This window comes from Streptomyces sp. SYSU D01066-1 (assembly GCF_054956795.1).
The window spans coordinates 18169-32229 of sequence record NZ_JBUDHV010000050.1; the positions used below are offsets into that span (position 1 = coordinate 18169).

A 14061-nucleotide genomic window follows, 5' to 3' on the forward strand; every position below is an offset into this window, starting at 1 on the left:
CGGATCGTACAACATACTTGTCATACGACCAGCAAGTACAGGAAGATGACGGCGCCCTGAGCGCGATCGAGGATGCTCGCTCCCGTGCGGGCCGGCAGGGTGCCCGGACGCCCCGTGAGCACGCCACAGACCGGAACGGAAGACACCGGATGACGCAGCCCCCTCGACGCGCACCGCGGTCGGACGCCCGGGAGAACCGCGCGCGCATCGTGCGGACCGCGCGCGCGGCCTTCGCCGACGACCCTTCCGTGAGCCTTCAGTCGATCGCCAAGGCGTCCGGCGTCGGCCAGGGAACGTTGTACCGCCACTTCCCCAGCCGCGAGGCCCTGTTGCTGGCCGTCTACCGGGAGGAGGTCGAGGCACTCGTCGCCGCCGCCCCGGACCTGCTGGCCAGGCACGAGCCGCTGGGGGCGCTCCGCCTGTGGTTCGAGCACCTCATGGCCTACGGCCAAAGCGGGCACGTGGCGGCCCTGGCCGTCGAGGCCGCCACCCGTGCCGACCAGGGCGGCCGGGACCGTCCGCCGGCCACCGCCGCACTGGACCTGCTGCTTGGCGCCGGCAAGGAGGCACGGCAGGTGCGGCCGGACGCCGAGGCGGACGAGGTCCTGCTGCTGGGAGCCTGCCTGTGGCAGACCGGTGGCGGGCCCGCGTCGCGGGAACGCCGCCGGCGCGTGCTCACCCTCATCCTCGACGGCCTGCGCGCCGGCGCGTGCGGCTGACCCGGACCGGCCGCGCGTGGTGACGCCGGTCTCGACGACGGTGCGGGCCACGGGGCCGATCGCGGTCGTCAGGCGGTCGGGGACGCCCGCTTCCAACGGGTCGGAGCCGTCGAATCCTGGGATCCGCTTCCTCGGTACGGCGGCGCCCTGGGCGGCGACGACCCCGCCGTACTCGGTGCCGCCACCGGCCGTGACGTAGCCCCAGCGAGCTGATCACCGGCCTCATCGGCGCGGTCCTGATCGGCGCCCACTTCTGGTCCTCCGCACGCCGCGACGAGCGGCTCGCCGAGGCCGGGGAACCAGGAGGCGGCGAGAAGGCGGAAGTTTCCTCGGGAGGGTGAGTCTCAGGCGGGCGGGGCGAGCAGCTCCTGGAGGATGCGCCGCAGCTCGGCGCGGTCCCGTGGAGTGATCCTCGCCAGCCTGCGGTCGTACTCCGCCGCGAGGGCGGCGAGCGCCCTGTCCCGTGCCTCGACGCCCTCACCGGTCAGGACGAGCCGGTGACGCCGCAGGTCCTCGTCGTCGATCTCGCGCCGGACGAACCCCTTGGCGACGAGGTTGCGGACGTAGACCGTGACACTCGCCCTGGGCAGCAGCAACGCCGTGGCGATCTCGGCCGGATACCGCGACGCTTCCACCTCGGCCAGTACGAAGAACTCCTTCGTCTCCAGCTCCAGCTCGGCCAGTTCCGGCGTGCAGGCGTCCATCACGACACTCAGCAGCCGCTGGTTCAGCGTCCACAGCTGCGCCCCGTCGACCGGCATGCGGTCCCCCGTCAAGAATCGAAGTGGTACGGTCCTGTATTAGTTTCGAACTATACCAGTTTAGGTTCCGTACTGGATGATGACGGAACGACATTCTCACGAAGGGTACCCGCCGTGCTCCAGCACCTCACCGTCCCGCGAGGGCCGATCCACCTCGCGGCCGACCTCCACCTGCCCGACGACGCCGACAGCTCCACGCCACTGCGCGCCGTGGTGCTCTCCACTCCCGGCAGCAGCGTGAAGGAGCAGATCGGCGCGAACTACGCCTCGCGCCTCGCCGCCCGCGGTATCGCGGCGCTCGTCTTCGACCCCGCCCACCAGGGGCAGAGCGGAGGCGAACCCCGTGACCTGGAAGACCCCTACCGCCGGGGCGAGGACATCTCCTACGCCCTCGACGCGCTCACCACGATCCCCGGCATCGACCCGCATCGTGTCGGCGTCCTCGGCATCTGCGCCGGAGGCGGTTACGCCGTGCACACCGCCCGCACCGACCACCGCATCAAGGCCGTCGGCACAGTCGTCCCCAGCGACATCGGCACCGCGTTCCGCGGCTTCCAGCCCGACGGCGCGGCCACCGCGCTCGACGCCCTCGCCGACGCGCGCACGGAGGAGATCCGCTCCGGCGAGCCGACCCGGGTGAACTGGCTGCCCGACACCCTGGAGGACGCCGCGGCGGCCGGGCTGACCGACATCGACACCACCCAGGCGATCACCTACTACCGCACCGAACGGGGCATCGCCGAGCACACCACCAACCGCCGCCTCGCGCGCGGCGACTCCCTCCTGCTGGGCTACGACGCGTTCCACCTGGTCGACCCGCTGATGACCCAGCCACTGCAGGTCATTCTCGCCGGACGCGTCGGTACCACCGGCTCCTACGACGCCGGCATGCGGCTGTGGAAGACCGCCCCCAACCCCGTCGACCTCATGGTGGTCGACGGGGCCGGACACTACGAGATGTACGACGAACCCGCGTATGTCGACGCCGCCGTCGAACGGCTCGCGCGCTTCTACGCCGACCACCTGTGAGACGTCGGGCCGCGCGGGACCGGCCGGACCGGCGCGGCGGCCACCGCTCGAAGTCCCCCTCTTCGAGGCGGGTCCGCACGGTCCGGCCGCTCTGCCAGGCGTTGGCGCCCGGCGCCACGTCCGGGACCGGGATGTCCGCCCGGCCGCGCCGCTTGCGGGACGCCGAGACCCCCAGCCGCTCGTCCCGGGCCCGGACCAGGTCCGGCGCGAGCTGTCCGTCCTCGGTGAAGCCCCTCATCAGCTGCGGGATCCCGTAGGGGAAGTCGTCGCGGTCGTACTGCCAGGTGTGGAAGGTCTTGCCGTAGGTCGTCACGAGGTCCTCGAAGTAGGCGTGCTCGGCCATGTCGGGGAGGCCGGGAGCGGTGAGGGCGCCGGACTTCGCCTCGTGGTGGTGGCTGTGCCACAGCCGTTTGTCGTCCTCGGGCAGGCCGCGGAACCGTTCCTCGCTGATGATTACTCGATGCCGATCAGACGGGCGTCGGGCGCGTTGCGGTCGAAGATCACGCACTGGTGCAGGTCGTGCTGGAGATGGATGCAGAAGTGCGTGGCTTCCACCTGCCGGCCCATGTCGTCGGCGTACATGTGGAAGCCGTTGAGGTAGGTGCTCATCGCGTCGAGCGGGTGTTTCGGCTGCATGGCGCCGGCCGCGAGGTCCAGCGCGCGGTGCTTGACCGGGTGGCCCTGGCCGGTCTTGCTGATCGTGGCGGCCTTGCGCCCGAACAGCAGACCGGCCGCAGCCGTCACACCCGCCGCGACACCGATGCCGATGCTCGCGGCCGGCCCCCGGCCCGAGCCGTGCGAGCGGGATGTGCCGTGTGTGAGTGCCGTGGGCGGCGAGTACCCCGAACGCGGTGCCTCGCATCCGGTACGGAGAAATCCGCCGGGGACCGGGGGCGGGAGGCGTCAGCGGTGGCCGAACCAGCTCATCGCCGGCAGGGCCCGGTCGTCGTAGCCGAAGAGGGCCTGGTTCTCCCAGCCGTTGCCGGAGGCGGGGTCGGCGGGGTCCCAGCCGTTGCCGGCGACGGCGGTCCAGGTGGCCTCCCAGTAGAAGACGCCCAGGCCGCGGCCGTCCGGTACGGCCTCCACGATGCTGGCGATGTCGTTCATCCACCTCGTCTGCCCGGCGGTGGTGGCCGGGTAGCCGGGGACGAGTTCCCCGTCGAGGTCGATGATGTTCTCCTGCGCGTCCTCGCTGTCGAGGCGGAAGGGGTAGGCCGTCTCGGCGACGAAGACCGGCTTGCCGTAGCGGGCGGCGGCGTCGTCCAGGGTGGTCTGGAAGTCGGACAGGGCGCCGTGCCAGTACCCGTAGTACGACAGGCCGACGGCGTCGAACCGCACGCCGTTGGCGACGGCCGAGTCGAACCACCAGCGGGTGCCTGCCAGGTCGCCGCCCTCGGCCAGGTGCAGGGCCACGGTCGTGGCGGGGCTGACCGCCTTGGCCGCGTCGTAGCCGGAGTTGAGCAGTCCGGCGAGCTGCGGCCAGTTGCCGGTGGAGCCCTCGTCCCACAGCATGCCGCCGTTGATCTCGTTGCCGATCTGGACCATGTCGGCGGGGGTGCCCTGGGCCTTCAGCGCGTTCAGCACGTCGTACGTGTGGCCGTACACGTCCGTCTTCAGCTGGGCGTAGGAGTGCGAGGCCCAGGCGGCCGGCTTGGTCTGCTTGCCCGGGTCGGCCCAGGAGTCCGAGTAGTGGAAGTCGACCAGCAGTTTCATGCCCCGCGCCTTGATCCGCTTGGCCAGGGCGAGGACGTGGGCCTTGTCGTTGTAGCCGTCGGCCGGGTCCACCCAGACCTTCAGGCGGGCGTAGTCCATGCCGGCGGACCGCAGGAGGGCGAGCGGGTCGGCGGTGGCGCCGGAGCCGGTGCGGTAGGTCCCGCCCCGTGCCTCGCTCTTGGCGAGGGAGGAGATGTCCGCGCCGTGCACGGTGGTGCCGCCGGTGCCGGGGGCGAAGGTCAGGTCGTCGACGTTGATCCAGTCGCCCGCGCCGGCGTCGCTGTTGATGCTGACGGTGCACTGGTGGGCGGTGACGGTGACCGGCACGACGATCCGGATCCAGCCGCTCGCGGAGACCGGCAGGTCGGTGCGCTGTTCGGCGCCGCCGCAGTTCTTGAGCGCTATGTACGCAAAGTTCTGGCCGCCGCCGGAGCGGACCCAGGCGGTGAGCCGGTAGCCGCCGTTGGCGAGGCCGGAGAGGTGCTGGTAGGTCTCGACCTGGTAGGCGGTGGACGCCCAGTGGCTCAGCCGGTAGCCGCCGCCGTGGCCGCCCGCCTCGACGTAGGAGGCGCCGGCCGAGCCGTGCTCCGACCAGCCGGCGGGGGTGGCCGCGCCGGTGCCGTCGGCTTCGAAACCGCCGTTGGTGAGGGTGCTCGCCGCCTGGGCGGCGGGCGTGGGCGCCAGGGTGAGGGCGAGCCCGGCGGCCAGCGGCAGCAGCAGGGCTCTGAGCGTGCGTCCGGGATGGAACGTCATCGTCCGTCGTCCCTTCGACGTAGGGGAAGGTACTGGGCGAAGGACGAGCGGCCCTCCGCCCGTGGGTGGTGCGGGCGGCCTCCCGGCCCGCGGAACGTGCGCCGGCAGGCCGTCCCGTTCAGCCGTCGAGCCGGACGACCCGTACGGCCCCCGCGGGGACTTCGATGCGGCCCGCGGCGCTCTCGCCCGTCAGCAGTTCGGTGCCGGGCGTGTCCAGGGGCACCTTGGCGTCGGTGCCGGTGTGGTTGATCACGAAGAGGTAGCTGCCCGACTCACCGGTGCGCCGCACCACCTCGACGTCCCGGGGGAGGTCGGGACGGGCCGGGACGCGCGCGTCCTCGGCGGCCCGGGCCAGCACCGCGTCGAGGCCGTCTGCGTCCAGGCGGGTGGAGACGTACCAGGCGGTGCCGTCGCCGAGGCGGTGCCGGGTGACGGCGGGGTGGCCGGCGGCCGGGCCGTCCGCGTACGTCCACACGGTCTCGGCGCCGCGCGGGACCACGAACTCGGTCCAGACGTCGGCCGCGAGAGCGGTGCCGCCGGGGCCGAGGATTTGGACGGTGTCGCCCTCCAGCAGCGGCGCGAACTCCTCGACGGTCAGGCCCAGCACGTCCCGCAGCGCGCCCGGACAGGGGCCCTCGTGGACGGCGTCGTGCTGGTCGACGATGCCGGAGAAGTACGACACCAGCAGCGTGCCGCCGCCCTCGACGTACCGGGTGAGGTTGCGGCCGGCCGCCTCGGTCATCAGGTACAGCGCGGGCACCACGACCAGGGGGTAGGCCGACAGGTCGGCCTCCGGGTGGGCGAAGTCGACCGTGAGGTGGCGGTCGTAGAGCGCCTCGTAGAAGGCGTCGGCGCGTTCCCGGGCGTCGTGGTCCTCGCTGGGCCGCCACTCCAGGTTCTGCGCCCACCAGGAGTGCCAGTCCCACAGGACGGCCGCGTCGGCGACGGTGCGGGTGGAGCGGATCTCGCGCAGCGCGTCGAGTGACGCGCCGAGCCCGACGACCTCGCGCCAGACGCGGGTGTCGGTGCCGCCGTGCGGCACCATCGCCGAGTGGAACTTCTCGGCGCCGCGCCGGGACTGCCGCCACTGGAAGAACATCGCGCCCTCGGAGCCGCGGGCCACGTGCGCCAGGGAGTTGCGGGCCATCTGCCCGGGGGCCTTGGCCGGGTTGCGCGGCTGCCAGTTGACGCCCGAGGTGGAGTGTTCCAGCAGCAGCCAGGGGGCGCCGCCCGCCACCGAGCGGGTCAGGTCGGCGGTCATGGCGAGGTTGACGTGGGTGCGGCGGCCGTCCGTGATCAGGTAGTGGTCGTTGGTGACCAGGTCGACCTCGCGGCCCCAGGCCCAGTAGTCGATCGAGTCGCACTGGCTGAGGGCGGTCATGAAGTTGGTGGTGACCGGGACGCCGGGTGCCAGGCGGTGCAGGATGTCGCGTTCGGCGCGGAAGTTCTCGCGGATGGTGGCGTCGGCGAACCGCTTGTAGTCCAGCGCCTGGGCCGGGTTGCCGGCCGTGGGGGTCAGGCGCGGCGGGTTGATCTCGTCGAAGCCGCCGTAGCGCTGGCCCCAGAAGGCGGTGCCCCACGCCTCGTTGAGCGCGTCGACCGTGCCGTACCGCGCCGCCAGCCAGCGGCGGAAGTGCGCGGCGCAGGAGTCGCAGTAGCAGGCGGAGACGGGGACGCCGTACTCGTTGTGCACGTGCCACAGGGCGAGCGCGGGGTGGTCGCCGTAGCGCTCGGCGAGCCGGGTGGTGATGTTCGCGGCGGCGGCCCGGTAGTCGGCGTTGCTGTGGCAGATGGCGCCGCGGGAGCCGAACTCGTAGCGCCTGCCGTCGGCGGTGACGGGCAGCGCCTCGGGGTGGGCGCGGAAGAACCAGACCGGGGGGACCACGGTGGGGGTGCCGAGGTCGACGCGGATGCCGCCCTCGTGCAGCAGGTCCAGCACCCGGTCGAGCCAGCCGAAGTCGTACGTCCCCGGCGCGGGCTCCAGCAGCGCCCAGGAGAAGATCCCCACGCTCACCATGGAGACGCCGGCCTCCCGCATCAGCCGGACGTCCTCGGCCCAGACGCTTTCCGGCCACTGCTCGGGGTTGTAGTCCCCGCCGAAGGCGAGCCCGGTGAGGCCCTTGGGGGTGGTCTCCGGCATGTAAGTCTCCCGGTCGATCGATCATTTGGGAACGTGCACACACATGGTGGGCGGTGCGGGCCTAACATAACCGCACAGCAACAACCATTGACAAGTGTCCGGGACGTTTCTCTACTGTGAACGCTCACAGACGCATGGCAGGTCCTCGCGACGTGCGGGGACCCTGTTTTCAGGGGAGATATCCATGCCGCACACGAAGCACCGTCGCCTCGTGGCCACCGCCGTCGCCGCCACCCTCGGCGCCACCGCGCTCGCCGCCTGCGGATCCAAGGACGACGAGGCCCGGTCGGGTCCCGTCTCGCTCACGTACTGGACCTGGACGCCCGGCATGGACAAGGTCGTCGAGCTGTGGAACAAGGGACCGGGCAAGAAGGAGCAGATCAGCGTCACGGTGAAGAAGCAGGCGTCCGGCGACACCCTGGTCACCAAGATCCTCACCGCGCACAAGGCCGGCGAGGCCCCCGACCTGGTCCAGGCCGAGTACCAGGCGCTGCCCACGCTGGTCAGCAATGACGCGCTGGCCGACATATCCGGCGAGGTCGGTGACGCGAAGGCCGACTTCGCCGAGGGCGTCTGGCAGCAGACCACGCTGGGCACCGACGCGGTCTACGCGGTGCCGCAGGACATCGGACCGATGATGTTCTACTACCGCGGACCTGTTCGAGAAATACGGCCTCGACGTCCCCGCCACCTGGGAGGAGTTCGCCGAGACCGCGCGGACGCTGAAGAAGAAGGCCCCGGAGGTGGACCTCACCACCTTCTCCGCCAACGACTCCGGTCTCTTCGCCGGCCTCGCCCAGCAGGCCGGCGCCAAGTGGTGGACCACCGAGGGCGAGAAGTGGAAGGTCGGCATCGACTCCGCGGCGACCAGGAAGGTCGCCGAGTTCTGGGGCGGGCTGGTCGAGGAGGGCGCCGTCGACAACCAGCCGATGTACACCCCGGCCTGGAACAAGGCGCTCAACACCGGCAAGCAGATCGCCTGGGTCAGCGCCGTGTGGGCCCCGGGCACCCTGACCACCGCCGCGCCCGACACCGCCGGCAAGTGGGCCATGGCGCCGCTGCCCCAGTGGTCCGAGGGCGAGGAGGTCACCGGCAGCTGGGGCGGCTCCTCCACCGCCGTCACCACGGACTCCGGCGACAAGGAGGCCGCCGCGGAGTTCGCCACCTGACTGAACACCGACGCCGAGGCCCTGAACGCGCTCGCCAAGGAGAGCGGCGTCTACCCGGCCGCCACCGCCGCCCAGACCAGCGGCGCCTTCGCCGAGCCGCCGGAGTACTTCTCCCACCAGGAGGACTTCTGGAGCAAGGCGGCGGAGATCGCGAAGACCACCGCGCCGTCCGCCTGGGGCCCGAACGTCAACGTCGCCTACACGACCTTCAAGGACGCCTTCGGCGCCGCCGCCAAGAACAAGTCGGACTTCACCGCCGCCCTGGCCGCCATGCAGGACGCCACCGTCGCCGACCTGGAGAAGCAGGGCTTCGAGGTCGCCCGGTGACCAGCACGGCACGCCGCAGGCCGTATGGGGCGAGGAGCGCCCCGTACGCCTTCCTCCTGCCCGCGGCGCTCCTCTTCACCCTGTTCTTCGCGCTGCCCGTCGGCTACGCCCTCTGGCTCAGCTTCCGCAAGGTGCGGGTCTCCGGTCTCGGCCTGGGCTCGGGCGCCCGCACCGAGGTCTGGGCCGGCCTGGAGAACTACACCGGCGCCCTCACCGACAGCGAACTGTTCGACGGCGCGCTGCGCGTGCTCGGCTACGGCGCGATCGTCGTCCCCGTGATGCTGGGCCTGGCGCTGCTGTTCGCGCTGATGCTCGACGCCGAGCGGGTACGGCTCGCCCCGTTCACCCGCCTCGCGATCTTCCTGCCGTACGCCGTCCCCGGTGTGGTCGCGGCGCTGCTGTGGGGCTTCCTGTACCTGCCGGACGTCAGCCCGTTCCACTTCGTGCTCGGCGAACTGGGCCTGCCGCGGCCGGACCTGCTGGACGGCGGTCCGCTCTACCTCGCCCTGTCGAACATCGCCGTGTGGGGCGGCACCGGCTTCAACATGATCGTCATCTACACCTCGCTGCGGTCGATCCCGGCCGAGGTGTACGAGGCGGCGAAGCTGGACGGCGCCACACCGCTGCAGGTCGCGCTGCGGATCAAGATCCCGATGGTGGCCCCCTCGCTGGTGCTGACCTTCTTCTTCTCGGTCATCGCCACGCTCCAGGTGTTCAACGAGCCCACCACCCTCAAACCGCTCACCAACTCCGTGTCCACCACCTGGAGTCCGCTGATGAAGGTGTACCAGGACGCCTTCGGCAAGGGCGACATCTACGCCGCCGCGGCCCAGGCCACCCTCATCGCGCTGGTCACGCTGCTGCTGTCCTTCGGCTTCCTGCGGGCCGCGAACCGTCGTCAGAAGCAGGAGGCCACTCGATGAGTTCCCTCGCCCTGCGCAGGTCCGCGCCCGCCGCGGGCACCACCCCCAACGCCGCCCAGGGGCCCCCGCGGCGCCGGCGGACCGCCCTGGTCCCGACCGTGACGCTGCTGCTCGGCGCGGTCTACTGCCTGCTGCCCGTGGCCTGGGTGGTGATCGCCGCCACCAAGTCGGGCAGCGAGCTGTTCTCCACCTTCACCTTCCTGCCGGGCAGCGGATTCACCCAGAACCTGTCCGACCTCAGCGCCTACCGCGACGGCGTGTACTGGCAGTGGATGGGCAACTCCGCCCTGTACGCCGTGGCCGGCGCCCTGCTCTCGGCGGCCGTGTCGGCGTGCGCCGGGTACGCGCTGGCGGTCTACCGCTTCCGCGGCCGGGAGGCGATGTTCAACGTGCTGCTGGCCGGGGTGCTGATGCCGCCGGTGATCCTCGCCGTGCCGCAGTACCTGCTGCTGGCCCGGGCCGGCCTGACGGACTCCTACCTGTCCGTGCTGCTGCCGCAGATCCTCTCCCCGTACGGCGTCTACCTGGCCCGTGTCTACGCCGCCGCGGCCGTCCCGGCGGACGTGGTCGAGGCCGGGCGGATGGACGGCGCGAGCGAGTGGCGGATCTTCACCCGGGTCGCGCTGCCGATGATGGTGCCGGGCCTGGTGACGGTCTTCCTCTTCCAGTTCGTGGCGGTCTGGAACAACTTCCTGCTGCCGTACATCATGCTCAGCGACGACGAGAAGTTCCCGATCACCCTCGGCCTGTACACGCTGCTGGAGCAGGGGGCCAACACCCCCGCCCTGTACACCCTGGTGGTCACCGGCGCCTTCCTCGCGGTGTTCCCGCTGGTGGCGCTCTTCCTGGTCGTCCAGCGGTTCTGGAGTCTGGACCTGCTGTCCGGGGCCGTAAAGTCATGACCATGAGCAAGGCAGGGGGCCGGCCCAGACCACCGACCATCCACGACGTGGCGCGCGAGGCGGGTGTCTCGCGCGGCACCGTCTCGCGCGTCCTCAACGGCGGGCACTACGTGAGCCCGGCGGCGCAGGAGGCGGTCAACGCCGCGATCCGCAGGACCGGGTACGTGGTGAACCGGCACGCGCGCTCGCTGATCACCGGCCGGTCGGACTCGGTGGGCTTCCTGCTGACGGAGCCCCAGGAACGCTTCTTCGAGGACCCCAACTTCAACGTCCTGCTGCGCGGCTGCACCCAGGCGCTGGCCGCGCACGACATCCCGCTGCTGCTGATGCTGGCGGGAACGGACGACGAACGGCGGCGCATCACGCGGTACATCACCGCGGGGCACGTCGACGGGGTGCTCCTGGTGTCCAGCCACTCCGGTGATCCGGTGGCGCAGGAACTGCGGGAGGCGGGGGTGCCGCTGGTCGCCTGCGGCAAGCCGATCGGGCTGGGCTCCAAGGTGAGTTACGTGGCCGCGGACGACCGGGACGGCGCCCGGGAGATGGTCCGGCACCTGCTCTCGCTCGGCCGGCGCCGGATCGGCACGGTCACCGGTCCGCTGGACACGCCCGGCGGTGTCGAGCGGCTCGCCGGCTACCAGGAGGAGCTGACCGCGGCGGGGCTCCCGGTCGACGACCGGCTCATCGTCTCCGGCGACTACAGCCGGGCCGGCGGCGAGGCGGGCGCCGAGCGGCTGCTCGCCCGCGCGCCCGACGTGGACGCCGTGTTCGTCGCCTCGGACCTGATGGCACAGGGTGTGCTCGCGGCGCTGCGCCGGGCCGGGCGGAGCGTGCCGCGGGACGTGGCCGTCGGCGGCTTCGACGACTCCCCCGCCGCGCAGGCGGCGAGCCCCGCGCTGACGACGATCCGGCAGCCGTGGGACCGGATCAGCTCGGAGATGGTACGGGTGCTGCTCGCCCAGGTCGGCGGCGAGGACCCGGCGGCGGTGATCCTGCCGACGGAGCTGGTGGTACGGGAGTCCGCCTGAGCCGCGGTCCGGCCGCGGGCCGCCGGCCGGCCTGCCCAGGACACCGGCCGGCTCGCCCGCGGGAAGGTCCCCGCAGGCGTCCGCGGTCCGTGGTGGTCCGGCCGGTACACCCGCGCGCAACGTGACCGACCGGTCGTCCTGGCAGTCGCTGGACGTCCCCCAGATGACGTCACGGCTACGGGGAGCCCGCCCGCCTACTGAGGCTGTGTCGCGATCTGGATCAGGTTGCCGCAGGTGTCGTCGAAGACGGCGGTGGTGACGGGGCCCGCTTCCAGGGGCTCCTGGGTGAAGCGGACACCGAGGCCGCGCAGGCGCTCGTACTCCGCCGCCACGTCGTCCACGGCGAACTGGGCGAGCGGGATACCGTCCTCGACGAGCGCGTCGCGGTAGGGCTTGACGGCCGGGTGGCCGGAAGGCTCCAGGAGGAGTTCGGTGCCGCCTGGCGCGTCGGGCGAGACGACGGTCAGCCACCGGGCCCCGCCGCCCAGCGGGACGTCGTGCTTCTTCACGAAGCCGAGGACCCGGGTGTAGAAGTCCAGGGCCTTGGCCTGGTCGTCGACGAAGACGCTGGTCAGGTGGATCTTCATGGCGTGCTTTCCTCCGGTGCGGCAGTGTCGGGCTCGGACCATCGCTCGGCTATCCGCCGCAGCGGGGCCGTGTTCAGGTCGTGGAACTTGCAGCGGCCCTCCCGCCTGGTCTCGACGAGCCCGGCCGCCTCCAGCACGGCGAGGTGCTGGGAGACCGCCTGGCGCGAGATGTCGAGCCGATGCCGCGTGCTCAGCCGCGAGCAGATCTCGAACAGCGTCTGCCCGGACCTCTCCGCGATCACGTCGAGGATGGTGCGGCGGGTGGGGTCGGCCAGGGCTTTGAAGATGTCGTCGGCCACCACCACACGATAGGCAAGTGTCCACTTGCCTATCAAGTCGTGGGGGCCCCTGCGCAGAACATCGCCCGCCGGCGGGGGCCGCGCCGAGCACGTTGCCGCCCTGGGCGAGCAACGCGGTGACGTCGTACGTCTGCACCTGAAGGTGTGAGCGGTAGGCGGTGAAGCCCGGGGTGAGTTCGCGTCGCCGACGCGGTGGCCGTTGAGGAAGGCTTCGTAGACGCCGTGGGCGGTGGCGTACAGGCGGGCCGTCCGGACGGGCTTGCCGAGGGTGAAGCCGTGCCGCAGCAGGTGGGCGGGGCGGTGTCCGGCCGCGGCGGGTTCCGCCTCGGCCGGTTCGATCCAGCGGGCCTGCCACGACTCCGGGGTGAGGAGCCCGGTCTCCCACCAGGACGTGTCCGACCAGTCGCTCTCACCGAGGTCGGTCCACACCTTGACCCGCCACGGGGTCCGGACGGCGGAAGCCGGCGCGGGACCGGCGTACTGGACGTGGGTGTGGCTGGCCGACTCCACCCGGCCCGAGTCCCAGTCGCCGGCCGAAGGTCCGCGTCGTCAACTGCCATGATTCCCCCACCCCCGGGTCACTGGTGCACCAGTACCGGTTTGACAGCGTCTCCACCGACCGACTCGGTGACCGCGTGATTGATGTCGGTCAGCGGGTAGGGGCGCATGAGCTTGTCCAGCGGGAAGCGCCCCGCCCTGTAGAAGTCCAGCAACTGCGGGATCAGCAGCGACGGAACGCTGTCGCCCTGGAGGATGCCCTTCACCGTGCGGCCCAGCAGCTGGACCAGTCCGACGGAGATGTCCTGGCCGGTGCCCGCGGAGCCGACGATGCCGGCCGTGCCGCCGACCGCGAGCGCCTCGACGGCAGCGCGCGCGGTCGCCGGAAGACCCACCGCGTCCAGTGAGAAGTCGACGCCGCCCTTGCTGAGCCGGACCACGGTGGCCGCCACGTCGTCCCGGGCGCCGTCGAGCACGTGGGTGGCGCCGAGTTCGACCGCCAGGTCCAACCGGTTGGGGTGCAGGTCCACGGCGATGATCTGAGTGCAGCCCGCGATCCTGGCGGCCATCACGGCCGCCAGTCCCACCGGGCCGGCGCCGAACACCGCGAGGCTGCTGCCGGGCGGCGCGGCGAACACACTGAGCACGGCGCCCGCGCCGGTCTGCAGCCCGCATCCCAGCGGGCCGAGCAGTTCCAGCGGGGCGTCGTCGCGGACCTTCACGACGCTGCGCCGGTGGGCGACGACATGGTCGCCGAAGGCGGACTGCCCGAAGAAATGCCCGTTGATCTCGGTTCCCCCGGCGTCCCGGTAGGCGGTCGAGCCGTCCGCCCGTCGGCCGCGCAGGTTCAGCGGCAGGAAGGACACGCAGCGCATGGGGTGGCCGGTCAGACAGGAACGGCAGGAGCCGCAGCTCATCGGCGCCAGGACCACCGGGTCGCCCGGGGAGACCGAGGTCACGCCCGCGCCGACGGCCGCGACGACGCCACTTCCCTCGTGCCCCAGTACGGCCGGGGGACCCGGCGGGAGGATCTGGTCCCGGGCCAGCAGATCGGTGTGGCACAGTCCGGTGGCCACCATCCGGACCAGCACCTCGTCGGGCCGGGGTGCCTCCAGGAGGACGTCCTCCACGGAGAACGGCCCTCCTTTGGCACGGATGACGGCGGCCTTGATGGAACGCATCGCGTTGCTCCTCCTGGTCGGGCGGTCCGGTC

General features: G+C 71.8%; 13 protein-coding genes and 2 pseudogenes. 6 read left to right on the forward strand and 9 right to left on the reverse strand.

Annotated features, from left to right (window positions below; all coding sequences use genetic code 11):
* Window positions 1-149: 149 nt before the first annotated feature.
* Window positions 150-719: a TetR/AcrR family transcriptional regulator gene (locus ACY1JF_RS29980; protein ID WP_462708412.1), complete on the forward strand. Its 570-nt coding sequence runs from the start codon at window positions 150-152 to the stop codon at window positions 717-719.
* Window positions 720-1063: 344 nt separating this feature from the next.
* On the opposite strand, the gene ACY1JF_RS29985 is transcribed toward ACY1JF_RS29980, so the two are convergent.
* A complete protein-coding gene (locus tag ACY1JF_RS29985) occupies window positions 1064-1480 on the reverse strand; it encodes a MarR family winged helix-turn-helix transcriptional regulator (protein WP_462708413.1) in 417 nt (138 codons plus the stop codon).
* A 72-nt stretch (window positions 1481-1552) separates the two neighbouring features.
* Between ACY1JF_RS29985 and ACY1JF_RS29990 the strand changes: the two genes are divergently transcribed.
* Complete coding sequence (locus ACY1JF_RS29990; protein ID WP_462708429.1) at window positions 1553-2509, forward strand: alpha/beta hydrolase; 957 nt, start codon at window positions 1553-1555, stop codon at window positions 2507-2509.
* Here the strand turns inward: ACY1JF_RS29990 and ACY1JF_RS29995 are convergent.
* From ACY1JF_RS29995 to ACY1JF_RS30010, 4 genes are all read right to left on the reverse strand, one after another.
* The gene (locus ACY1JF_RS29995) at window positions 2406-3017 is read right to left on the reverse strand and encodes a DUF1264 domain-containing protein (RefSeq protein WP_462708414.1); all 612 of its coding nucleotides are present in this window, start codon (window positions 3015-3017) and stop codon (window positions 2406-2408) included. The two genes, ACY1JF_RS29990 and ACY1JF_RS29995, sit on opposite strands and share 104 nt — an antisense overlap.
* Entirely contained in the window at window positions 2963-3253 is a 291-nt protein-coding gene (locus ACY1JF_RS30000) for a DUF1264 domain-containing protein (protein ID WP_462708415.1), read from the reverse strand. Before ACY1JF_RS30000 ends, ACY1JF_RS29995 begins: the two co-directional genes overlap by 55 nt.
* Window positions 3254-3412: 159 nt before the next feature.
* Complete coding sequence (locus tag ACY1JF_RS30005) at window positions 3413-4975, reverse strand: glycosyl hydrolase 53 family protein (protein ID WP_462708416.1); 1563 nt, start codon at window positions 4973-4975, stop codon at window positions 3413-3415.
* 118 nt (window positions 4976-5093) lie between these two features.
* On the reverse strand, window positions 5094-7115 hold the full coding sequence (locus ACY1JF_RS30010) for a beta-galactosidase (protein WP_462708417.1): 2022 nt from the start codon (window positions 7113-7115) through the stop codon (window positions 5094-5096).
* A 184-nt stretch (window positions 7116-7299) separates the two neighbouring features.
* Between ACY1JF_RS30010 and ACY1JF_RS30015 the strand changes: the two are divergent.
* The 4 genes and pseudogenes from ACY1JF_RS30015 (at window position 7300) to ACY1JF_RS30030 (ending at window position 11464) form a co-directional block, all read left to right on the forward strand.
* Window positions 7300-8611: pseudogene (locus ACY1JF_RS30015) on the forward strand (ABC transporter substrate-binding protein).
* Entirely contained in the window at window positions 8608-9534 is a 927-nt protein-coding gene (locus tag ACY1JF_RS30020) for a carbohydrate ABC transporter permease (protein WP_462708418.1), read from the forward strand. Before ACY1JF_RS30015 ends, ACY1JF_RS30020 begins: the two are co-directional and overlap by 4 nt.
* Window positions 9531-10436, forward strand: coding sequence for a carbohydrate ABC transporter permease (locus tag ACY1JF_RS30025; RefSeq protein WP_462708419.1), 906 nt, complete (start codon window positions 9531-9533; stop codon window positions 10434-10436). The genes ACY1JF_RS30020 and ACY1JF_RS30025 overlap by 4 nt, the downstream gene beginning before the upstream one ends.
* The gene (locus ACY1JF_RS30030; protein ID WP_462708420.1) at window positions 10433-11464 is read left to right on the forward strand and encodes a LacI family DNA-binding transcriptional regulator; all 1032 of its coding nucleotides are present in this window, start codon (window positions 10433-10435) and stop codon (window positions 11462-11464) included. The genes ACY1JF_RS30025 and ACY1JF_RS30030 overlap by 4 nt, the downstream gene beginning before the upstream one ends.
* A 194-nt stretch (window positions 11465-11658) precedes the next feature.
* Here the strand turns inward: ACY1JF_RS30030 and ACY1JF_RS30035 are convergent, their stop codons facing one another.
* The 4 genes and pseudogenes from ACY1JF_RS30035 to ACY1JF_RS30050 all read right to left on the reverse strand — a co-directional run bounded on the left by ACY1JF_RS30035 (window position 11659) and on the right by ACY1JF_RS30050 (window position 14029).
* Complete coding sequence (locus ACY1JF_RS30035) at window positions 11659-12051, reverse strand: VOC family protein (RefSeq protein ID WP_462708430.1); 393 nt, start codon at window positions 12049-12051, stop codon at window positions 11659-11661.
* Complete coding sequence (locus tag ACY1JF_RS30040) at window positions 12048-12350, reverse strand: ArsR/SmtB family transcription factor (protein ID WP_462708431.1); 303 nt, start codon at window positions 12348-12350, stop codon at window positions 12048-12050. Before ACY1JF_RS30040 ends, ACY1JF_RS30035 begins: the two co-directional genes overlap by 4 nt.
* 118 nt (window positions 12351-12468) lie before the next feature.
* Window positions 12469-12860 (reverse strand): annotated as a pseudogene (locus ACY1JF_RS30045) (alpha-L-rhamnosidase N-terminal domain-containing protein); the annotation flags it as partial.
* A gap of 68 nt (window positions 12861-12928) precedes the next feature.
* Window positions 12929-14029: an NAD(P)-dependent alcohol dehydrogenase gene (locus ACY1JF_RS30050; RefSeq protein ID WP_462708421.1), complete on the reverse strand. Its 1101-nt coding sequence runs from the start codon at window positions 14027-14029 to the stop codon at window positions 12929-12931.
* Window positions 14030-14061 lie beyond the last annotated feature (32 nt).

Coding starts and splice junctions, on each gene's coding strand:
- ACY1JF_RS30010 (WP_462708417.1), bottom strand. CDS start 7,115: ATGCCGGAGACCACCCCCAAGGGCCTCACCGGGCTCGCCTTCGGCGGG.
- ACY1JF_RS30025 (WP_462708419.1), top strand. CDS start 9,531: ATGAGTTCCCTCGCCCTGCGCAGGTCCGCGCCCGCCGCGGGCACCACC.
- ACY1JF_RS30035 (WP_462708430.1), bottom strand. CDS start 12,051: ATGAAGATCCACCTGACCAGCGTCTTCGTCGACGACCAGGCCAAGGCC.
- ACY1JF_RS30030 (WP_462708420.1), top strand. CDS start 10,433: ATGACCATGAGCAAGGCAGGGGGCCGGCCCAGACCACCGACCATCCAC.
- ACY1JF_RS29980 (WP_462708412.1), top strand. CDS start 150: ATGACGCAGCCCCCTCGACGCGCACCGCGGTCGGACGCCCGGGAGAAC.
- ACY1JF_RS30005 (WP_462708416.1), bottom strand. CDS start 4,975: ATGACGTTCCATCCCGGACGCACGCTCAGAGCCCTGCTGCTGCCGCTG.
- ACY1JF_RS29985 (WP_462708413.1), bottom strand. CDS start 1,480: ATGCCGGTCGACGGGGCGCAGCTGTGGACGCTGAACCAGCGGCTGCTG.
- ACY1JF_RS30050 (WP_462708421.1), bottom strand. CDS start 14,029: ATGCGTTCCATCAAGGCCGCCGTCATCCGTGCCAAAGGAGGGCCGTTC.